An 18,920-nucleotide genomic window follows, 5' to 3' on the forward strand; every position below is an offset into this window, starting at 1 on the left:
GGGCCGCCTTTTCTCATTTATCGCCGTGGTCGCGCTTAGCCGCCATTGCCGCCGATCACGGCACGCACGGTGTTGTCGGGGCCGAAATCCTCGGCGCTGTCGACATAGAGCAGCGCGGAGAGCTTCGATCGCGCGCGGTTGACGCGGCTCTTGATGGTGCCGACCGCGCAGCCGCAGATTGCCGCGGCATCCTCGTAGGAGAAGCCGGACGCGCCGACCAAAATCAGCGCCTCGCGCTGGTCCTGCGGCAGCTTTTCAAGCGCGGCGCGGAATTCCTCGAATTCCAGATGCGCCGCCTGCGAAGGCTGGCTCTTCAGCGTCTTGGCATAATTGCCCTCGGCATCCTCCACCTCGCGGCGCCGCTTCCGGTAGTCGGAGCGAAACAGGTTGCGCAGGATGGTGAACAGCCACGCGGGGAGGTTCGAGCCGGGCTGGAACGAGTCGATGTTGGCGATCGCGCGCAGCAGGGTCTCCTGCACCAGATCGTCGGCGCGGTCACCATTACCGGACAGCGAGATCGCGAACGCGCGCAGGCTCGGGACCGACGCAAGGATATCGTCGCGAAGTTCATTCGTGAGAGGCATTAGTCCCCTCCATTGTTCTTGTCGGTATCGCCCCCGGCGACGGCCGCCGCCGCAGCCTCCGGCCCGTCGAGTTTGCGGATCAGCTCCGCAAAGCGGTCGGGTACGCCCTGTCGCACCACGTCATCGTACATGGCGCGAAGCTGGTGGCCGATTCTCGATTGAATCTCGGCGTTGAGACCGCCCTGCTTCTTTACTTCCTTCATGATGTGATCCACGCTTCCCCGGGAGTTAAGTCTCTGATTTCCAAGTCGTTTCCTCGAAAAAAGAGGCTGGCCGCGTTGCCTCGTCGGTCTGGAGCTAATGCAAAGTTGCGCAGAAAGTTCCGGAATGCTGGAACTATTTCGTGGAACTTTTTCGGCTTTCGCGCGTAGTCGGCGATGCAGGGGAACCGGGGTCGTCCCAGAACTGGATTCTGCCGCCCCCAGACAACGGGTTTCAGGCCGCCAGGCCTCACGAACAAGGATGGAGTGGGAATGTCCCGATCGCAGATCGTTGCCGAACACCTTCCGCTGTTGCGCCGTTACGCTCGCGCACTGACCGGAAATCAGGCGTCGGGGGACGCCTATGTCGGGGCCATGCTCGAGGCCCTGTTGCAGGATGGATCGTTGCTGGATCAGACCCACGGGCCGCGCGCCGGCCTGTTTCGGCTGTTCACCCAGATCTGGAATTCGGTGTCGGTGAACAACAACGAAAATGCCGACGTGGCGACGCTGTCGCTGCCGCCGGAGCGTCGGCTGTCCAACATCACGCCGCTGCCTCGCCAGGCCTTCCTGCTGCTGTCGCTCGAGGGCTTCTCGGAGGAGGAGGTCGGCTACATTCTCGGCACCGATATCGCCGAGACGCGCAAGCTCACCGATGCCGCCGGCCGCGAGATGGCCGCCGAGATCGCCACCGACGTCCTGATCATTGAGGACGAGACCTTCATCGCCATGGACCTCGAGAGCCTGGTGAAGAATCTCGGTCACAACGTCATCGGCGTTGCCCGCACGCATTCCGACGCCGTGGCGCTTGCCAAGAACAAGAAGCCCGGCCTGATCCTCGCCGATATCCAGCTCGCCGACGGCTCGTCGGGCCTCGATGCCGTGAACGAGTTGCTGCGGACCTTCGAGGTGCCGGTGGTGTTCATCACCGCCTATCCCGAGCGCTTCCTGACCGGCGAGCGGCCGGAGCCGGCATTCCTGATCTCAAAGCCGTTCCAGCCGGCGATGGTGTCGGCGGTGGCGAGCCAGGCGCTGTTCTTCCAGCGCAACTCGCGCAACCGCACGCCGCGCGCGGCGTCGGCATGATCTGAATTTACGCAAGGGAGCAAAATCCAGACCGGCGTGCCGAAAGGTACGCCGGTCTTTTTCAAGCCTTCGATAGCGACGTTACTTCGGCGTCACGCGGACCGGCATCGTGCTGAGTGCCCGCAGGCCCGAGCTGTCGCGGAAGGCTGTGGGGCCTGCAATCTCGAGCCGTTTGACGCGGCTGGCGAGCGCGGTGATCACGGCCTCGGCTTCCAGCCGCGCCACCATCTGCCCGACGCAGCCGTGGATGCCGACGCCGAAGCCCATGTGTCCGGAGAGCCGCCGTCTGACGTCGAATTGGTCGGCATGCTCCCAGCGCGTCTCGTCGCGGTTGGCGGAGGCGAGCAGCAGCAGCACCTTCTCGTGCTTGCCGATCCTGACGCCGGCGATCTCGGTGTCATGCGGCGTGGTGCGGAACACGAATGGCGCCGGTGAATCGAAGCGCAGCGTCTCGTCGAATGCCGCGCGCGACAACGACGGATCGGCTGCAACCAGCGACCATTGCTCGGGATGGCGCGCAAGCGTATACAGCGCCATGCCGATCGCGCTGATCGTGGTGTCGAGCCCGGCCGAGAGCAGCGAACGCACCAGCAATGGTGCTTCCTCCGCGCTGATCTCGCCGGCGTCGGCCGCCTCATAGACCTGCGCGCCAAAGCTGCCCGGGCGCAGCGCCTCGCGCTGGCAGCGCGCCGCGACCCAGGGCAGCACGCGGGGCGCCTGCTGCATCAGATCGCGGAAATAGTCGTTCTCGGGCCCGAAGCCGGCGAACACCATTGCGCCATAGGTCAGGAAGTTCTCGCGCCCCTCCTGGTCGATGCCGAGCGCGTCGGGAAACACGCTGACCGGAAACACCTCCGCGATGTCCTTGATGGCGTCAAACGATCCGCGCTCGACCAGCCCGTCGATCAGCCGCGTCGCCGTTGACTTGAAATCATCCGCAAGCCGCCGCATCGCACCGGGCGAGAGGATCCGCGCCAGCACCGCGCGGGTTCGGGTGTGCAGCGGCGGATCGGCTTCCAGCACGATGCTCGGCGGCCGCCACGGCTTCTCCTTGAAGTGGTTCGCAAGTCCCGCGCCGCCGGCGTTGCTGAAATTGACATGGTCCCCAAAGATCGTCTTGACCTCGGCAAAGCGCGGCACCGCCCAGATGTCATAACTGGTCAGGCGGATGACCGGCGCCGCGGCACGCAGCTCCGCATAGGTGCCGTAGGGATCGGCCCGCGTCGCCGCGCTGAACGGATCGAAATCGCTGCGGGCCATTTCGCCTGCAAGGGAGCTCGCTTGGCTGCTCATCGGATCCTCCCGTCTTGTCATGAGTTAATTGACCGTAGTCAATTAACTTGCATATTGCAAGGGCGGGGTTGCCATCGGGGCGGGTGCGCGGCATGGAGGCGCGAGGCAGATGGGGATGTCGATCGTGGAGCGAGCCAAAGACGCACGGCGCTTTCAGCGCAGGGCGCGCCAGGAGGCCGACAAGGAGGCGCTGAAGGCGCTGATCCTTAAGACCGCGCGCAAGGAGTTCGCCGCCGGCACGCTCGAGACCGTATCGATCCAGAAGATCGCCGACGCGATCGGCTACTCGAAGGGCACCGTTCTCAAATATTACCCGACCAAGCTGCTGCTGCTGCTCGCGGTGAAGCAGCAGAATCTCGAGGCGGTCGCCGAACGCCTCGAGCGGGTCCGCGCGGAGACGGCCGACAGCGATCTGCGGCTGCGGCGCGTGATGGAAACCTATCTCGATTACTGGGCCGACAATCCCGATCACTTCCGCTCACTGTTCTCGATGTCCGGTACGACCGAGGACCGCCGTTTTCCCGACGGCGTCTATTTCGGCGAGACCGAGATCGCGCGCCGCAGCTACGAATTGTTCGTGATCTCGGTGCGGGAATTTCTGGCGGCGCATGGCGCCGAGCCGGCGCCTGGCCTGCCGCAGCGGCTCGCGACCGCGCTGCTGGCGGCGACCCACGGCGTGGTCGCGCTCACGCTCGGCACCCCGACCATGAAACTGCCCGACATGCGCGGCACCGGCCGCCTGCTCATCGCAAGCCTGATCGATGCCTGGACGGCCAGGCTTGCCGCCGCTCGGAAAAACGACGGCTGGCCGCGGATCACGATCGGCACCTTCGCCTGACGGAGCGTGCCGCGCGTCCCCGCATACGCTACACGCCCCTCATACGCGAAGCGATGTGGAATCCCGTGCGTTCGCCTGCTAAGCGCCGCCCATGGATACGACGCAGCGCGATCGAACGGTGGGCTTTCTCTGCCTAGTGGTGTGACGGCGTTCGGCTGAGACGCTGCGCCGCCTGCCGCCGACATCGGCGTCAACGGGCATGCTGCTGGTGCCGGTCATCGGCGTGGTGTCGGCCGCGATCATTCTTGGTGAGCCGCTGGGCCTGCGCGAGATCGGCGCCATGGCACTGACGCTCGGCGGCGTGACGCTGGCGCTGCAGCGAGCCTGATGCAGGCGAGGGAACGGACATCGGTGCATCGCGTTCTCCCGAAAAGGGAGCTTGGCCATGCGCAAGGCGATCGCGCGGCTTGATGCGGAGCAGAGGGCGCAACTGCTTTATCTCGCAGATCTCGGCACGGCGATGTTCACGTCGGCCCTCGTGGTGTGCATCCTGAAGGCGATTGTCGACCTGTTCGCCGCAGGCTGAACCGCCACGTCTGCGCCAACGCGCCGTCAATCCTCTTCCGCCTCTAGCGGGGCATCGCTCTGGATATGTCCATCCGGCCCCCGGTTGAATACCCCGTAATCGCTCGATTTCACTCCTGCCGCCCCATCGGTGCCACCGCCGGCCAGACCGAGCTTGAGCAACTCGCGGACCGCCGCGGCGCGGGTCGGCATGCGGTGCTTGAAGCGGAAATCGTCGAGGGCTGCCAACTCCTCTGGTGACAGCATGACCTGAAGCCGTTCGGCGCGAAGCTCATTCATCGCAAAACACCCAAACTTAGCTTGTTGAGTGATTTGCTAAACCGCCAAACTCGCGTGGGGTTCCATCGGTTGAGTTAAAAACGTTGATTGAGTAAATTTTCCAAATGAAATCAATAGTTTAGATAAAAATAAAGGAACGGTCCGACCACCCATCTCGTTATGCTGCTGGAGAGATGCCATGACCAACCACGTCAAGCTTCCCCGCAAGCTATCCGAGGAGCCGGAAGCCCCGAAACCGCGGCGTCCGAGCCACGCGAAAGTCATCGAGCAACTGGACCGCTGGGCCAACAGCCCCGGTCTTCAACCGCCAAAGGTCGATAATGCAGAGGACGATTCAAAAGCGGAAGCGATCTGAACCCCACACATTCGAGCAGCGCCTCGAGGAACACCGCGTGCGACTTGAAAGCCGGCTCGCGCAATTGCCGCGCGGTGCCGAACGCGAGCAGATCGTCGCGCGCATCGAGCAACTGCGGACAGCCGTCGAATTGAACGCGATGCTGTCGACGGCCGGCTGAGTCGAGAAGCGAAACGGCGGAACGGCCCACTTGCTCCCGCCGCTCCGCCCGCCTACCATTCCCATGTTGATGGGGATGGAGTTCCCCGATAACCGCCGCAAGGCTGATGACTCCTACCGGGCGCGACAGCGTCGGTAGGAGCATGCGCCACCGCCGACCCGCCGTGTCCCGCGAATGAGAAGGGACAGCGCATGACGGGTCTTCCTGGTTCACTCTCAATCGCATTGTCGCTGGTCGGGTCGATCTGGCTCGTCGGTGTCGTCGCCCTGCTGGTCGGCGCGCCGGGCGAGCTGGTCGCGGCGACCTTCGTGCTTGGGTTGGTGGCGGGCTTTGTCGAATGGCGAGCCGGAAAGGTGGAGCATTGAACGTTCAGTTGTTGGCGGCGGTCGCGATCGGCGGTTCGCTGGGATCGGTCGCGCGCTATCTGGTGGCGATCGGCGCGGGGCGCCTGGTCGGCGCGGAATTTCCCTGGGGCACGCTGGTGATCAACATCGTGGGTTCATTCCTGATCGGCGTCTTCGCGGAAGCGTTCGCGCTGAGCTGGAATGCCAGCCAGGCGATGCGGGTGTTTCTCACCGTCGGCATTTGCGGCGGCTTCACCACCTTCTCGACCTTCTCGCTCGATGTGATCGTGCTGATGCAGCGCGGCGAGCTATGGTTGGCCGGCGCCTACATGGCAGCCTCCGTCGCGCTTTCGATTCTCGCGCTGTTCGGCGGCCTGCTGCTGGTGCGGGCGTTCACAGCCTAGTCAGTCGCGCGGCGGCCGGTGCGTGGATTGAGCGGTGCGGTCGGCGGCCGTCGCAGCGCTTCGGGCAGGAACGGCTCGCCGCGCTTCGGCGTGGCGTCGGCGCGCACATCGGCGGCCCATTGCGCACGTTCGTGCGGCGTCTGGTTGTCGTTGAAGGTTCGCTTCACATCGACGCCGTCGACGGGATCGTTGACGCCGTTCCGGCTGGCGGGATGGTCGACGCCGCTGTGGATGTCACTGGAGTTGCCCATCGCGGCCTCCGTGCTCGGCGGATCCGGATCAAGATTTGATCCTGGATCCAGGACTTCTGCACCAACGTGGCCGGCGCAAGCGCCGTTCCAAACATGAAAGTGAAGGGCGGGAGGTACCGTCCGCCGCCCGGAATCCTTGGCGCGTCCGGGACCAGCCGGTAGGATGGAACCCGGATGGCAGCCAGGAACCAAGGGAAAGACCGGGGAATGAAGCATATCGACGTCGCGGTGATTGCTGCCACGCTGTGGCTGCTGGCGTCGATGGTGCTGGACATCCTGACGCCGAAGTCGCTCACCGCGCTGATGATCGCCGCCGCGCTTGCGCCGCCGTTCCTGATCGGGATCGGCATCCATTTCGCACGTGAATATTTCAAGGCGAGGCGGCGCAGCTACCCGCCGCCGCAGTTGGACGAACACTTCAAGAACTAAAGCATGATCCGGAAAAGTGCGAAGCGGTTTTCCGAGAAGATCATGCTCAAACAAGGAGCTAAAACGCGATGATGATTCAACCTAATCTCATCGCGCTTTAGCGTGTTTTCGAGCGACGTGGGCACCGGTTCGCGTGAAGAAAACGCGTGTCAAAACTGAAATCCAGGCCCCCGTTTCGATTCAATCGGAGCGGGGCAGGGCTGCACGTGCTGCATTGAACGGCCCACATGGCTTGCTAAGCTTGCGCCATGACCGAGCATCTCCCGGAAACGATCAGTCGCCTCTACACCGACCCTGGCGAATATGTCGACAGCGACCATCCCGCCGTCGAGGCGTTCGCCCGCGCCGCCGTTCCGTCCGACGCCAACGCGCGCGACAAGGCGCGCCGGCTCTACACCGCGGTGCGCGACGGCATCCGCTACAACCCCTATGTCAGCATGCGCTCGCCCGAGAGCTACCGGGCCTCGAGCGTGCTCGCCGCCGGCGACGGCTACTGCGTCGGCAAGGCTGCGCTCTATGCCGCGGCCTGCCGGGTCCACGGCATCCCGGCGCGTGTCGGCTTCGCCGATGTGCGCAACCATCTCACCACCGAGAAGCTGCGCCAGAGCATGGGCTCGGACCTGTTCACCTGGCACGGCTTCACCGAAGTGTTCGTCGATGGCGCCTGGCGCAAGGCGACGCCGACCTTCAACGACACGCTGTGCGCCAAGCTCGGCGTCAAGCCGCTCGATTTCGACGGCCACGCCGACGCGCTGCTGCATCCCTTCGACGGCGAAGGGCGCGCCTACATGCAGTATGTCAACGACCACGGCAGCTATCACGACGTCCCCGCCAAATTCCTGATGCGCGAGATGGCGCGCGAATACGCCGACATGCAGGGCGAGGATCTCGCCGGCCGCGACATGGAGCGCGAGGCGGCCGAGCAGTAGCGGACGTGTGAGCCGATCGCGCGCCGGTTGAGGGGGCGGTGTCATGGATGCGGAGCTGCCGAAAGCGCAGGTCAGCCGCCCCGCCAAAGGCTGGGAGGACGCGGTCGCGCTGACCGGCTTCATCCTGGTCGCGGTCGGGCAGGCCTCCAACCAGGTTCTGGCGCGCGGGCTTGCCGGCTCGGTGCCGCCGTTTTCGCTGGCCTTCTTCCGCTGGAGCATCATCGCCATCGGCCTCGCGCCGTTTGCGATCGCAGCGATCCGCGACGGCAAGATCCCGCTGGCGCAGAACCTCTGGCCGATCTTCGCCGCCGGCTTCCTCGGCATGTTCCTGTGCGGCGGCCCGGTCTACATCGCCGGCATCACGACCACGGCGATCCACATCGCGCTGATCTTCGCGCTGTCGCCGATCATGGTGCTGCTGATCTCGGCGGCGCTCGGCATCGAGCATATTGGTCCGCTGCAATGGCTCGGCACGGCGCTGGCGCTTGGCGGCGCGCTCCTGATCGTCTCGGGCGGTCATCTGGAAACGCTGACGCAATCGAGCGCGGCCTGGGGCGATCTCCTGGTGGTGTGCGCGATGCTCGGCTGGTCCGGCTACACGCTGCTGCAGTCGCGCGTCGCGCCGCGCGCCTCGCTGCTGGCTCGGGTCAGCCTGTTCTCGGCGGCCGGCGCGCTGTGCTCGCTGCCGCCGGCGCTCCAGGAGATGTGGGCGACGCCCGCGGAGGTGTTCAACACCCGGGCGTTCGAGGCCTATGTCTTCGCCGGCCTCGTGCCCGGCCTGATCGCCTATGCCGGCTTCGCCTGGCTCGGCGCGAGATTCGGCTCGGTGCGGAGCTCGCTGGTGCTCTACGTCGCACCGATCGCGAGCGCGCTGCTGTCCTGGATCATCCTCGGCGAGCCGCCGAAGCCGATCCATCTGGTCGGCGGCCTTTTGATCCTCGGCGGCGTCTGGGCGAGCCTGCGCAAATAGATCCAGTTCCTTCCCAAGGTGCAACCTTTTCCGGCCTCATGCGTTGAATCCAGCGTTGATTCAAGAGCTTAGTCGGAGGTCGCATGAATCTTACTCCCCAGCAGCGCAAGGACCGTGATGCGCAGCGTCAGCAAGATGCATCGCAGGCGATGAAGGAGCATCGCGCCAACGAGAAGGCGTTCTACGACAACTTCCAGCGCCTCAAGGCCGAACGGCAGGCGCGCGAAGCCGCGGAGTTACGGAAGACGAAATCCGCTTCGAAATAAGCGCTTGGAGTCACACCCACCAATCCGGATGGCCCGGATCTGATCGACCGAGAAGGAGCGGAAGCGAGGGGGCGAGCACGGCGCAAACAAGCTCGCCCCGAAGACGAGAAATCTCCAGGCTTATGGAGGACGTCAGATGTACTTTGCCGATCAGAAAACGGTCACCTGCAAATGCGGTGAGCCCTTGAGCGAATTGATGCTCGTCGACGACCAGACAACCGGAATCAAGTTTCACGTCGGTCGTTGCCCGTCCTGCCGTGAAGTGACGGTTGTTCGATCCCAGGACATGCCATCGAACGACAATGCCTGACGCGGACGGTCCCCTCGCGAGTGGGAGGACCGGGCCATTGGTTTCAGATTGTTCGATTGCGACCGGTGAGCGACAGGCCGGCTGACGCATCGTTTGCGGCACAGAAAAGAGCAGGGCGCGACCGGCATCACCACGGTCGCGCCCTACGTCGCCGGTCAATGGGGCAGGGGGAATAACCGGCTCTTCCAAAGACTCGCAGACCCCCTGAGTCGTTCCGCACAAGCGAAAATATTTTCGTACACGGTTAAGTGATGGCCGGACGCGAGAACCCCGCGGGTTTCGTTCGCGTTGTGTCCGGGATCGCCAAGGGATCGTCGAGCGAATTTCCATGGGGCGAGGGACATCACCATGTCAAAGATTCAGATGGGAATTTTCGCTGCGCTGGCGGCTGGGCTGACGCTTGGCGCCGTCCAGCTGGCATCTGGCCACGATCTCATCGGCCGCCAGCAGGTCACCACCGCACTGGCGCCGGAGAGCGCCGTCAATCGCGCCGCCAAGACCGACCGTTCCACGGTTCCGGTCATCGGCCTGCCGAGCCGGACCGTTGCGCTGAAGGTCGAGCGGCTTCCCGATACGTCGGTGCTGGTCCGCGTCCCCGTGGCCAAGGAAGAGGCGCGCCATCGCCCCGCGGTGCCGGCTCGGGCACGGCCCGGCGACACCCGCAAGGTGGCCTGCGAGCCCGTGGTCAGCGTGCTGACCGAAGTGGCCAAGCTGCTGCAGCCCGGCCGCTGCGTGACCTGAAAAGGGCGCACAGTCGTCTAATGTCGACGGAGTCATCGCCCGGCTTGATGTTCAGTTGCGGTTTGCACCTTACCGGGCAACGCAGGCTATTCCTCCTCGTCCGCCTCGCCGCCGCTGGCAGCGCTGCGGCCTGCCATCAGGCCAAGTGCGAGGCCACCGATCGCCAGGATCGGGATGAGCCGCTTCGCCCCGATGGCCCGCACGATCTGCAGGCCGGTGGCGACCACCACCGGATCGGCAAACACATTGGCCGCGGCGGCCTTTGCCGCCTTCTCGGCGCGGCGGCGCATCTCGCGCTTGCGCACGATGTAGACGCTGGCGGTGATCAGCGTGACGACAAGGAACAGCGCGGCGCCGGCGAGGCACGCTTCCACCGGCCCGTAGTGCTGCAGCACGTAGACGAAGGCGGCCGCGCACAGAAAGCCGATGGTGATGAACAGCGCGATCGCGGCGGCCGCGGCCAGCGACGTCAGCCGCAGCGCGTTGCCGGTGGTATCCTTGACGTCATTGATCAGCCGCTGAAGCATCGACCAGCCCTGCCCTGAATCTTGTCCTGAATCTTGCCTCGAACCTTGCCCTGAAGAGCGCGTCGACAAACGCGGCGGCGGCGCGCCAGCGCCGCCATCGCATCCAGAGGGGTGGTTTCCGCGTGACCGCCACCATGGGGCTCATCCCCCGGAGACCGCAGATTGCCTAGCGGCGCCAGGTGACGCCGATCAGGAAGCCGAGACCGAGCGCAAGGCCGACCGTCGCCAGCGGCCGCTGCGTGATCATATCTTCCAGCGATTCCTCGATCGAGGATGCGGCATCCTGCGCCGCGCCCATCATCGCGCTGCCGCGCTCCGACATGTCGTCGAGTGTATCTTCCGCACTGGCGCGCGCATCCTTGTAGCGGCGGCGGGCCTGCTTGCCCGCGTTGTTGGCAAACGAGTTCAGCGCGTCGGTGATCTGTTCGGTGAGGGCGGCGATATCGTTCTTCACGGCGGTGACATCCTTTTCAAGGCGTTCGTAGGTCGCTTTGTCCGTCATGTTCTTGATCCCAAATGCGCTGTCCGTGCTCGACATCGAAAAGCTCCCGGAGAACTTGCGTGCTGGAGCAAAAACGCGCCGCGCGGTGCATGGTTCCAGCCGTGAAACCGGGCTTTCAAACGGTGCCGGCTTCGCTCGAGAACGCCTTGCTAGTGTGCTGAATGCGAAGTTCGTGCGATTTCGCGCCAGCCACTTTCACGAACTTCGCATTCATAAAGCACACTAGAATCATAAGTTTGCTAGTGTCCTTATCGAATCCGAAGTTCGCTCCGAAGGTACGGCAAATGATGCGAACTTCGGATTCGGGACACTAGTCCTCCGGCAGCTGCGGCGAATTGACCGGCATCAAATGCTCCTTGACGATCAGTGCCACGATCAGGAGCGGCGACGACAGGAAGGCGCCCATCGGGCCCCATAGCCAGGTCCAGAACGCCAGCGCCAGGAAGACTGCGAGCGCGTTCAGCGACAGTCTGCGGCCGACGATCGTCGGCGTGACGAAATGTCCTTCCATGAAGGTCACGACGGTAAAGCAGGCCGGCGCGATCAGCCCGGCGCCGATGGTCGGCGAGGCGATGATGCCGACCGCGACCAGCACGACAAACATCGCGATCGGCCCGATGATCGGAACGAAGTTCAGCGTGGCGGCGAGCGCACCGAGCCCAGCCGGATTTGGCATGCCCGTTGCTGCGCAGATCGCGCCGGTGACGATGCCCACGCCGACATTGATCATGGTCACCATCAGAAGATAATTGCCGAGATGGGTCTCGACCTCGTTGAGGATGCGCAGCGTACGCAGCCGCGCCGTGCGTTCGCTGAATGCCATCACCAGTGCGCGGCGCAGATCCTTCCAGCTTGCGATGAACAGGATCAGGGTCGCGATGAACAGCAGGAATTCGGCGAAGGTCGGCGACAGGAATTCCAGCGTCGGCTGCACCCATTCGAATTTCGGCAGCTGGAGCGTGGCCAGCGTATCGGAGCCGCCGACCATGGTCTGCAATTCCTGCCACAGCGCGAGCGGCCGGTCGAACACGTGCAGCTTCTCCTTCAGGATCGCGCCGAGCTCGGGCAGCCGCGAGCTCCACTCCATCACCGGCGAGGCAATCAGCCCGACCATGAAGCTGACGGCGGCGCCGACCGCGATCACGATGACGACCGCGCCGAGCGCGCGCGGAATCCGATAGCGCTCGAGCATGCTCGCCGCCGGCGACAGCATGGTGCCGACGATGAAGGCCATGGTAATCGGGAGGAAGAAGGCGCGTGCGAAATAGAGCACCGCGACAATGACAATAACCAGCAGGGCCATCAATGCGAAAGCGACGGCCTCGGCGCGGCTGACAACCGGCGGCAGTTCGATCTTGCTGTCGGGGACTGGCGTGCCTTCGGGCGCTTTGCCAAGCAGGTCTTCACTTGGAAAGGCGCGCACCGAACTCCTCCCGCGTGAGGACGAACAAACCCGCCGCGTGGTCGCCCCGCGCGTCGAATGGCGCGATGACAACGGTCCGCTCCTCGGAAAGTTCCGTCGCGCGTTCGTGAGACGTGACGGGTTGACAATCGCGGCTTCGCGACGACTCGCGGCGGAACCGACTCGCGGCCATGCGCGTTGGCCCGGCATCGCATCACCACGATGCGCATCCCGTCCAGGGGCAGCACATGACACAGCAGTCTGTTTCCAGCCGCCGGCTTGCGTCGCGCGCCGCGCGCACCTTTGCCTTCGCCAGCGTCCTGTTTGCGACGCCGTTTGTTGTCGCCACGTCGGCCAGCGCCCAGGTCCGTTCTTCCGCGCTCGGCTATGCGTCGACGCAGTCGGGCGCATTTCCCGCCGACGAGGTGATGAACGACCCCTCGAGTGGGGCCGGCGAGGACGGCGCGCTGCCGGAGCGGCTGCGCCGGACCACCGTCGCGCTCAACACGACTGAGGCGCCCGGCACCATCATCATCGATACCGGCAACACCGCACTCTATTACGTGCTCGGCGGCGGCCGGGCGATCCGCTACGGCGTCGGCGTCGGCCGCGAGGGCTTCACCTGGGCCGGCACACAGACCGTCAGCCGCAAGGCCGAATGGCCGGACTGGCATCCGCCCGCCGAGATGATCAGGCGCCAGCCCTATCTGCCGCGCTTCATGGCCGGCGGCCCGGGCAACCCGCTCGGTGCGCGCGCGATGTATCTCGGCTCCAGCGAATACCGCATCCACGGCACCAACGATCCCTCGACGATCGGCAAGTTCGTCTCGTCCGGCTGTATCCGCCTGACCAATGAAGACGTTTCCGACCTGTTCAGCCGGGTCGATGTCGGCACCAGGGTCGTGGTGCTGCCGAAGAACGCGCCGCACCTCGCCGCGCGCGAGATCGGCCCGACCACGACGCAGATCTCGGTCCGGCCGGCCGCGGCGCGGCCGCGCCCCGCGGCGGCGACGCTGCCGTCCGGGCGTCAGGCGATGAACATCCCGACGGCTTCCTCGTTGTACTGACGATCGATGTTGTACTGAGGGCCGGTGATGGTGACGCGATACTCCAGGCGGTGGGCGTTCGGGACCGCGGCAGTGCTTGGCCTGTCCCTTGCGCCTGCGGCGCAAGCCCAAGATTTCTTCTCGCAACTGTTCGGCGGCTTCATGCATGGCCGCCCGCCGATGATTCGGATGCCGTTCGACGATGGGCCGCCTATGATGCCGCGGGTCGAGCGCCGTCCACGCTATGACGTCGGCCAGGCCTATTGCGTGCGGACCTGCGACGGCCGCTATTTCCCGCTTGCGTCGACCGGCAACCAGAGCAAGGCGGAAAGCTGCAACAGCTTCTGTCCGGCGAGCGCGACCGAAGTGGTCTATGGCGGCAATATCGACAACGCCGCGACGGAAGACGGCAAGCCGTATTCCGAGCTGCCGAACGCGTTCCGCTATCGCGACGAGCTGGTCTCGGGCTGCACCTGCAACGGCAAGGACTCTGTCGGCCTCGCCGCGGTGAAAATCGAGGACGATCCGACCTTGCGCAAGGGCGACATCGTCGCCGGCAAGGACGGGCTGATGTCGGTGAGCCGTCCGGACCGGCGCGGCGCGCAGCTCAACTTCACGCCGGCGCCGGATCGCATCCGCGCCAAATATGGCCGGCCGGCGGTGGTGGCGCGCGAGTAGCGTCGATCACACGCGGGCGGCCGCCTTCGGTTCCTGGCGCGGAACCGGCCTGCCTCCTGCACGTTAGCAAAGGGCGAACAGCACATTCACCGATGCCATCAGGGGGCTCCGCATGCTCGTCGGCGTACTCGTCACCTTCCTTGTCGTTATTCTCGTTCTTTATCTCATCAACATGCTGCCGCTCGACGGCCGCGCCAAGCAGATCGCGCGCGCCGTCGTCATCATCATCGGCATCATCTCGCTGCTGAAGTATCTGGCGGTGTTCTAGATCCGTCATTGCGAGGAGCGAAGCGCGACCATCCTCATCGTCGTCCCTGCCTGGTGCGCAATTGCGCACTAGGCAAGGACGACAATGGCGGCGGTCGTGATTCAAGTTGTCAAACAAGCTTCTCGGTGTCGTCACCCGCGCATGCATGAGCGGGGGGTGACACGGCGAGGGCGTCTGCACGATTTCGGGATAATGGAAATGTAGAGCTGATTTGCCCGACGAGTCAAGTCGCCGTATCCGCCAAGTCGCCGTATCCGCCGGCACCTTTGCATGGGGTTGTTTTCGATAATTTGGCAGTGCGCCCTGCGACGGCAGGTGATCGCGTCCGGCTCTTCCCGGCGTTACTTGCGGCGCCAACAAAAAAGCCCCGGCTTATCGCCGGGGCTTTTGCTTGTCGTTGCGATCGCTTGCAGATCAGCCCGCGGCCTTGGCCTCGCGGCGGCGCGCGGTGAGGATGTATTCGGTATAGCCGTTCGGCTGCGTGCGGCCCTCGAAGATCAGGTCGCAGGCGGCCTTGAAGGCGGTGCCATCGAACGCGGGCGCCATCGGCTTGTAGAGCGAATCGCCGGCGTTCTGCTTGTCGACGACGACGGCCATGCGCTTCAGCGACTCCATCACCTGGTCCTTGGTGATGACGCCCTGATGCAGCCAGTTCGCGAGGTGCTGGCTCGAGATGCGCAGCGTGGCGCGGTCCTCCATCAGGCCGACATCGTGGATGTCGGGCACCTTGGAGCAGCCGACGCCCTGGTCGATCCAGCGCACGACGTAGCCCAGGATGCCCTGGCAGTTGTTGTCGATCTCCTGCTTCACATCGTCGGGCGCCCAGTTCGACTGCGACACCGGAATGGTGAGGATGTCGGAGAGCTTGGCACGCGGCCCACCCTTGGCGAGCTCCTGCTGGCGGGCGATCACATTGACCTGGTGATAGTGCAGCGCGTGCAGCGTGGCCGCGGTCGGCGACGGCACCCAGGCGGTGGTGGCACCGGCCTGCGGATGGCCGATCTTCTGCACCAGCATGTCGGCCATCTTGTCGGGGGCGGCCCACATGCCCTTGCCGATCTGGGCATGGCCGGGCAGGCCGTCGATCAGGCCGTTGTCGACGTTCCAATCCTCATAGGCCTTGATCCACGGCTGGGCCTTCATGTCGTTCTTGCGGATCATCGGACCCGCTTCCATCGAGGTGTGGATCTCGTCGCCGGTACGGTCGAGGAAGCCGGTGTTGATGAACATGATGCGCTTGGAGGCGCGCTGGATGCAGGCCTTGAGGTTGACCGTGGTGCGGCGCTCCTCGTCCATGATGCCGACCTTCAGCGTGTTCTCCGGCAGGCCGAGCATCTTTTCCACCTCGGCGAACAGGTCGCAGGTCAGCGTCACCTCGTCGGGCCCGTGCATCTTCGGCTTGACGATATAGGCCGAGCCGGTGCGGCTGTTCCTGACCTTGGAATTGCCCTTGAGGTCGTGGATCGCGAGCAGGCCGGCGACCGCGGCATCCAGGATGCCTTCCGGGATTTCCTCGCCCTTGGCGTCGAGCACGGCGTCGGTGAACATGTGGTGGCCAACATTGCGCATCAACAGCAGGCTGCGGCCGTGCAGCTTCAGCTCGCTGCCGTCGGGCTTCTTGTAGACGCGGTCGGCATTGAGCGAGCGGGTCAGCGTCTTGCCGCCCTTCTCGAAATCGGCCGACAGCGTGCCGTTCATCAGGCCGAGCGTGTTGCGATAGACCAGCACCTTGTCCTCGGCGTCGACGGCAGCGACCGAGTCCTCCATGTCGAGAATGGTGGAGACCGCCGATTCCAGGATCATGTCGGCGACGCCGGCCGGGTCATCCTTGCCGATCACGTTGTTGCGGTCGATCTTGACCTCGACATGCATGCCGTTGTTGACGAGCAGGATCGCGGAAGGCTGAGCGGCGTCGCCCTGATAGCCGGCGAACTGGGCGGCGTTCTTCAGCGCGGTCGAGTTGCCGCTCTTCAGCTTGACCGAGAGCTTGCCCGCGATCACGGCGTAGGAGGTGACGTCGGTGTGGCTTCCGGTCGCAAGCGGCACGGCGGCGTCGAGGAACGCCTTCGCCTTCGCGATCACCTTGTCGCCGCGGGCCTTGTTGTAGCCACGGCCAGCCTCGCTCGGATCGTGCGGGATCGCGTCGGTGCCGTAGAACGCGTCGTACAGCGAACCCCAGCGCGCGTTGGCGGCGTTCAGCGCGTAGCGGGCGTTGGTGAGCGGCACCACCAGCTGCGGGCCGCAGATCTTGCCGATTTCCTCATCGACATTTGATGTCTCGACCTTGTGGGTCGCGGGCTCGGGCAGCAGGTAGCCGATGTCCTTGAGGAACGCGGTGTAGGCGTTGATGTCGAACGCCTTGCCCCTGTTGGCGCGATGCCAGTCGTCGATCTTGGCCTGCAGCGTGTCGCGGACCGCGAGCAACTCGCGGTTCTTCGGTCCGAGCTTCTGGATGATGGCGGCAAGTCCGGCCCAGAACGCATCCGGGGCGATCCCGGTTTTCGGCGTCGCCTCCTTGGCGATGAAATCGAACAGGACAGGGGCAATCTTCAATCCATGGGCATCGACACGAGTCATGATGGGCTTTCTCAAAGAAATGGGGCGTTTAGGAGCTGTTTTCCAGAGAAATCAGCAAAAAACGCGCCAAAGGGCCGCGTTCACGGCCCTTTTAGCCCTAAAGTCCCGGTTCTGAGAAGGCCCCCTTTCCGGCCCCACGCTGCATCGTCACGCGGGCGGCCACCCTGAATCTTCCAAACGCCGGGGTCCGCTCCCGGAAATCCCGTCAGGGCGCCCCGGTGCGTACCTTGCTGGCGATCAGCAATGCAGCGAGCACCAGGGGAATTGCGCCCGCTACGAACACAGCGGCTGCGCCCATCAGATCAAGCACCAGCCCGCCGCCGGCCGCGCCCATGGTGATGCCGAGGAAGATCGAGGCCACGGTCAGTCCGGTCCCGCTCTCGGTCTCGTCGGGCACCATGCGGGTGATCCAGGTCGTGGTCGCGACCGGTACGCCGCTGAAGGCAAATCCCCAGAGTGCGACCAGCACCAGAGCTGGAATGACGTCCTTGCCAAAGACCGAGAGCAACAGACCGATCACGCTGATCGCCAGCGGCATCGCGATCAGCGTGAGCTTGAGTTTGCGCTCGGCCATCAGCCCGCTCGCGAACGAGCCGAGGTAGTTGGCGACGCCGAAGGCAAGCAAGGTCGCCGCAACTCCGGCGGCGCCCAGCCCCGTCACGCTCTCAAGGAATGGACGGATATAGCCGAAATAGCCGAAGTGTCCGGTGAAGACCAACGTTGCCGCCAAGATGCCGGCGCCGATCCCCGGCCGTGTCAGGATGTCGATCAGGGTGTCGAGCCCGGCTTCTCCCCTTGGAGCCAAACGCGGCAGAGCAAGTGCCTGGATGACGAATACCGCTGCGCCCAATGCCGTCGCGAGCAGGAACACGGAGCGCCAGCTCGCCACCTCGCCGAGATAGCTGCCGAGCGGAACGGCAATGATCATCGCGGCGGGAATGCCGCTCATCATGATCGACAAGGCCCGGGCAACCAGCGACGGCGGTACCAGCCTGATCGTCGTCGCTGCCGCCATCGCCCAAAACCCGCCGATGGCAAGGCCGAGCACGATCCGCGCCGCCAGCAGGAACGTGATGCTCGGCGCCAGCGCCACCAGCAGATTGGAGATCACCAGGAGAATCGAAAAGCTGAGCAGCACCGGCTTTCGATTGAACCTGCGCGTCAGTGTCGGCGTGAACAATGCTCCGACCAGCCCGGCCAGCGAGGTCGCGGTCACGGCCTGACCGGCGAGGCCCGGACTCACACCGAGATCGCGCGCCATCGGCGTCAACAGACCGGACGGCAGGAACTCGGCCGTCAGAAGTGCGGTGACGCCCAGCATCATGGCCGCGACGGCGCCCCAGGCGGGCCTTTCCGGTGAGGCCGGCTTGTCACCAACCTTGTGCGCGGCGTCGCCCGGCATCAGCGCAACGGCATCGGCGTGCGCCAGAGCGGGGTCCACTTCTTGATCCATTGGCCGAACCTTCCATCTATGTTGCACCGCCGCAGACATAGGCTGGAGGTTTTGGACGATCTATGCCATAAACGCTTCAATGTTTGATCATTCGTCCAGATCGTCCACCGCCGATACGACCGACGCCGCCGTCGATCTGGTGAGCGAGTTGCTGCTCGGCATGCGGCTTGAGGGCGTTCACTACCGTCGGATCGAGACGCGGGCGCCCTTCGGGTTTCGGTTCGAAACGCCGTACGGACGCGCGCAATTCCACTTCGTTGCACATGGCACGGCACTTCTGCGCTACGCTGATGCGACGCTGCTTCCCCTTGGATGCGGTGACGCGATTTTCCTGCCGCGCGGCGGCGCGCATGATCTTGTCTCGGCCCCGGATGAGCCGAGTTGCGACGTCGAGCGTTTCGAGACCGAGACGCTGTGCGGCAATGTCGATGTGACATCGGCCTGCCCTGAAGGATGCCCGCAGGACGAGTCGTCCTGGTCTTCAGCGCCTGCATGAATTTCGA

Annotated in this window: 28 protein-coding genes, 1 pseudogene and 1 riboswitch; of the genes and pseudogenes, 19 read left to right on the forward strand and 10 right to left on the reverse strand. The window is 64.7% G+C overall.

The genetic code is table 11. The features are described from left to right. Positions 1 to 35: 35 nt before the first annotated feature. Both ACZBJS_RS12080 and ACZBJS_RS12085 read right to left on the reverse strand, forming a co-directional pair. Positions 36 to 584, reverse strand: a complete 549-nt coding sequence (locus ACZBJS_RS12080) for a sigma-70 family RNA polymerase sigma factor (RefSeq protein ID WP_016847265.1) — start codon at positions 582 to 584, stop codon at positions 36 to 38. After that, complete coding sequence (locus tag ACZBJS_RS12085) at positions 584 to 787, reverse strand: NepR family anti-sigma factor (protein ID WP_018269610.1); 204 nt, start codon at positions 785 to 787, stop codon at positions 584 to 586. The genes ACZBJS_RS12080 and ACZBJS_RS12085 overlap by 1 nt, the downstream gene beginning before the upstream one ends. 270 nt (positions 788 to 1,057) lie before the next feature. Between ACZBJS_RS12085 and ACZBJS_RS12090 the strand changes: the two genes are divergently transcribed. Beyond that, positions 1,058 to 1,870, forward strand: a complete 813-nt coding sequence (locus ACZBJS_RS12090; RefSeq protein ID WP_057016134.1) for a response regulator — start codon at positions 1,058 to 1,060, stop codon at positions 1,868 to 1,870. Between the two features lie 81 nt (positions 1,871 to 1,951). Here ACZBJS_RS12090 and ACZBJS_RS12095 read toward each other — a convergent pair whose 3' ends face one another. Further along, entirely contained in the window at positions 1,952 to 3,163 is a 1,212-nt protein-coding gene (locus tag ACZBJS_RS12095) for a cytochrome P450 (RefSeq protein WP_463438728.1), read from the reverse strand. Between the two features lie 115 nt (positions 3,164 to 3,278). On the opposite strand from ACZBJS_RS12095, the gene ACZBJS_RS12100 reads away from it, so the two are divergent. The 3 genes and pseudogenes from ACZBJS_RS12100 (at position 3,279) to ACZBJS_RS12110 (ending at position 4,527) form a co-directional block, all read left to right on the forward strand. Then, on the forward strand, positions 3,279 to 4,001 hold the full coding sequence (locus ACZBJS_RS12100) for a TetR/AcrR family transcriptional regulator (protein ID WP_229191703.1): 723 nt from the start codon (positions 3,279 to 3,281) through the stop codon (positions 3,999 to 4,001). Positions 4,002 to 4,158: 157 nt separating this feature from the next. Then, positions 4,159 to 4,329 (forward strand): annotated as a pseudogene (locus ACZBJS_RS12105) (EamA family transporter); the annotation flags it as partial. Between the two features lie 57 nt (positions 4,330 to 4,386). Then, the gene (locus tag ACZBJS_RS12110; protein ID WP_155258615.1) at positions 4,387 to 4,527 is read left to right on the forward strand and encodes a hypothetical protein; all 141 of its coding nucleotides are present in this window, start codon (positions 4,387 to 4,389) and stop codon (positions 4,525 to 4,527) included. Between the two features lie 26 nt (positions 4,528 to 4,553). On the opposite strand, the gene ACZBJS_RS12115 is transcribed toward ACZBJS_RS12110, so the two are convergent. Next, complete coding sequence (locus ACZBJS_RS12115) at positions 4,554 to 4,805, reverse strand: hypothetical protein (protein WP_057016136.1); 252 nt, start codon at positions 4,803 to 4,805, stop codon at positions 4,554 to 4,556. A 178-nt stretch (positions 4,806 to 4,983) separates the two neighbouring features. Between ACZBJS_RS12115 and ACZBJS_RS12120 the strand changes: the two genes are divergently transcribed. From ACZBJS_RS12120 to crcB, 4 genes are all read left to right on the forward strand, one after another. Further along, positions 4,984 to 5,160, forward strand: a complete 177-nt coding sequence (locus tag ACZBJS_RS12120) for a hypothetical protein (protein WP_194295308.1) — start codon at positions 4,984 to 4,986, stop codon at positions 5,158 to 5,160. Between the two features lie 37 nt (positions 5,161 to 5,197). Then, positions 5,198 to 5,320 carry a hypothetical protein gene (locus ACZBJS_RS12125; RefSeq protein ID WP_256521238.1) on the forward strand — a complete coding sequence of 41 codons (123 nt, stop codon included), beginning with the start codon at positions 5,198 to 5,200 and terminating at the stop codon, positions 5,318 to 5,320. 62 nt (positions 5,321 to 5,382) lie between these two features. After that, positions 5,383 to 5,443, forward strand: a riboswitch (Fluoride riboswitch). A gap of 68 nt (positions 5,444 to 5,511) precedes the next feature. Beyond that, complete coding sequence (locus ACZBJS_RS12130) at positions 5,512 to 5,685, forward strand: hypothetical protein (RefSeq protein ID WP_225161321.1); 174 nt, start codon at positions 5,512 to 5,514, stop codon at positions 5,683 to 5,685. After that, positions 5,682 to 6,068 (forward strand): fluoride efflux transporter CrcB, encoded by a 387-nt coding sequence (gene crcB, locus ACZBJS_RS12135; RefSeq protein WP_057016137.1) that lies wholly within the window; start codon positions 5,682 to 5,684, stop codon positions 6,066 to 6,068. The genes ACZBJS_RS12130 and crcB overlap by 4 nt, the downstream gene beginning before the upstream one ends. Here the strand turns inward: crcB and ACZBJS_RS12140 are convergent. Then, positions 6,065 to 6,319 (reverse strand): hypothetical protein, encoded by a 255-nt coding sequence (locus ACZBJS_RS12140; RefSeq protein ID WP_057016138.1) that lies wholly within the window; start codon positions 6,317 to 6,319, stop codon positions 6,065 to 6,067. The genes crcB and ACZBJS_RS12140 overlap by 4 nt on opposite strands. A gap of 207 nt (positions 6,320 to 6,526) precedes the next feature. Here ACZBJS_RS12140 and ACZBJS_RS12145 point away from each other — a divergent pair, with 207 nt between their 5' ends. The 6 genes from ACZBJS_RS12145 (at position 6,527) to ACZBJS_RS12170 (ending at position 9,964) form a co-directional block, all read left to right on the forward strand. Continuing rightward, entirely contained in the window at positions 6,527 to 6,748 is a 222-nt protein-coding gene (locus tag ACZBJS_RS12145; RefSeq protein ID WP_057016139.1) for a hypothetical protein, read from the forward strand. A gap of 248 nt (positions 6,749 to 6,996) precedes the next feature. Then, complete coding sequence (locus tag ACZBJS_RS12150) at positions 6,997 to 7,677, forward strand: transglutaminase-like domain-containing protein (protein ID WP_057016140.1); 681 nt, start codon at positions 6,997 to 6,999, stop codon at positions 7,675 to 7,677. 43 nt (positions 7,678 to 7,720) lie between these two features. Beyond that, positions 7,721 to 8,647, forward strand: coding sequence for a DMT family transporter (locus ACZBJS_RS12155; RefSeq protein ID WP_168857995.1), 927 nt, complete (start codon positions 7,721 to 7,723; stop codon positions 8,645 to 8,647). Between the two features lie 83 nt (positions 8,648 to 8,730). Continuing rightward, on the forward strand, positions 8,731 to 8,913 hold the full coding sequence (locus ACZBJS_RS12160) for a hypothetical protein (RefSeq protein WP_057016142.1): 183 nt from the start codon (positions 8,731 to 8,733) through the stop codon (positions 8,911 to 8,913). 136 nt (positions 8,914 to 9,049) lie between these two features. Next, positions 9,050 to 9,223, forward strand: a complete 174-nt coding sequence (locus ACZBJS_RS12165) for a hypothetical protein (RefSeq protein ID WP_168857994.1) — start codon at positions 9,050 to 9,052, stop codon at positions 9,221 to 9,223. Positions 9,224 to 9,571: 348 nt separating this feature from the next. Continuing rightward, positions 9,572 to 9,964, forward strand: coding sequence for a hypothetical protein (locus ACZBJS_RS12170; RefSeq protein ID WP_076824921.1), 393 nt, complete (start codon positions 9,572 to 9,574; stop codon positions 9,962 to 9,964). 86 nt (positions 9,965 to 10,050) lie between these two features. Here ACZBJS_RS12170 and ACZBJS_RS12175 read toward each other — a convergent pair whose 3' ends face one another. Continuing rightward, complete coding sequence (locus ACZBJS_RS12175; protein ID WP_076824923.1) at positions 10,051 to 10,491, reverse strand: hypothetical protein; 441 nt, start codon at positions 10,489 to 10,491, stop codon at positions 10,051 to 10,053. A gap of 166 nt (positions 10,492 to 10,657) precedes the next feature. Beyond that, positions 10,658 to 11,029, reverse strand: a complete 372-nt coding sequence (locus ACZBJS_RS12180) for an ElaB/YgaM/YqjD family protein (protein ID WP_016842979.1) — start codon at positions 11,027 to 11,029, stop codon at positions 10,658 to 10,660. Here ACZBJS_RS12180 and ACZBJS_RS12185 point away from each other — a divergent pair. Beyond that, on the forward strand, positions 11,019 to 11,219 hold the full coding sequence (locus ACZBJS_RS12185) for a hypothetical protein (protein ID WP_141342503.1): 201 nt from the start codon (positions 11,019 to 11,021) through the stop codon (positions 11,217 to 11,219). The two genes, ACZBJS_RS12180 and ACZBJS_RS12185, sit on opposite strands and share 11 nt — an antisense overlap. An 84-nt stretch (positions 11,220 to 11,303) precedes the next feature. Here ACZBJS_RS12185 and ACZBJS_RS12190 read toward each other — a convergent pair whose 3' ends face one another. After that, the gene (locus ACZBJS_RS12190) at positions 11,304 to 12,416 is read right to left on the reverse strand and encodes an AI-2E family transporter (protein WP_057016145.1); all 1,113 of its coding nucleotides are present in this window, start codon (positions 12,414 to 12,416) and stop codon (positions 11,304 to 11,306) included. A gap of 227 nt (positions 12,417 to 12,643) precedes the next feature. Here ACZBJS_RS12190 and ACZBJS_RS12195 point away from each other — a divergent pair, with 227 nt between their 5' ends. The 3 genes from ACZBJS_RS12195 (at position 12,644) to ACZBJS_RS12205 (ending at position 14,387) form a co-directional block, all read left to right on the forward strand. Next, on the forward strand, positions 12,644 to 13,462 hold the full coding sequence (locus tag ACZBJS_RS12195; protein WP_316395946.1) for a L,D-transpeptidase: 819 nt from the start codon (positions 12,644 to 12,646) through the stop codon (positions 13,460 to 13,462). 27 nt (positions 13,463 to 13,489) lie between these two features. Continuing rightward, positions 13,490 to 14,119 (forward strand): DUF2865 domain-containing protein, encoded by a 630-nt coding sequence (locus tag ACZBJS_RS12200; RefSeq protein WP_057016146.1) that lies wholly within the window; start codon positions 13,490 to 13,492, stop codon positions 14,117 to 14,119. Positions 14,120 to 14,231: 112 nt separating this feature from the next. After that, positions 14,232 to 14,387 carry a Thivi_2564 family membrane protein gene (locus ACZBJS_RS12205; protein ID WP_085970696.1) on the forward strand — a complete coding sequence of 52 codons (156 nt, stop codon included), beginning with the start codon at positions 14,232 to 14,234 and terminating at the stop codon, positions 14,385 to 14,387. A gap of 414 nt (positions 14,388 to 14,801) precedes the next feature. Here ACZBJS_RS12205 and ACZBJS_RS12210 read toward each other — a convergent pair whose 3' ends face one another. Both ACZBJS_RS12210 and ACZBJS_RS12215 read right to left on the reverse strand, forming a co-directional pair. Next, the gene (locus ACZBJS_RS12210) at positions 14,802 to 16,964 is read right to left on the reverse strand and encodes a malate synthase G (protein ID WP_229191036.1); all 2,163 of its coding nucleotides are present in this window, start codon (positions 16,962 to 16,964) and stop codon (positions 14,802 to 14,804) included. A gap of 205 nt (positions 16,965 to 17,169) precedes the next feature. Continuing rightward, positions 17,170 to 18,417, reverse strand: a complete 1,248-nt coding sequence (locus tag ACZBJS_RS12215; protein ID WP_463438729.1) for an MFS transporter — start codon at positions 18,415 to 18,417, stop codon at positions 17,170 to 17,172. A 139-nt stretch (positions 18,418 to 18,556) separates the two neighbouring features. On the opposite strand from ACZBJS_RS12215, the gene ACZBJS_RS12220 reads away from it, so the two are divergent. After that, on the forward strand, positions 18,557 to 18,913 hold the full coding sequence (locus ACZBJS_RS12220; RefSeq protein WP_463438730.1) for a cupin domain-containing protein: 357 nt from the start codon (positions 18,557 to 18,559) through the stop codon (positions 18,911 to 18,913). Positions 18,914 to 18,920: the final 7 nt, after the last annotated feature.

It is taken from the genome of Bradyrhizobium sp. KZN70725 (genome assembly GCF_055264925.1).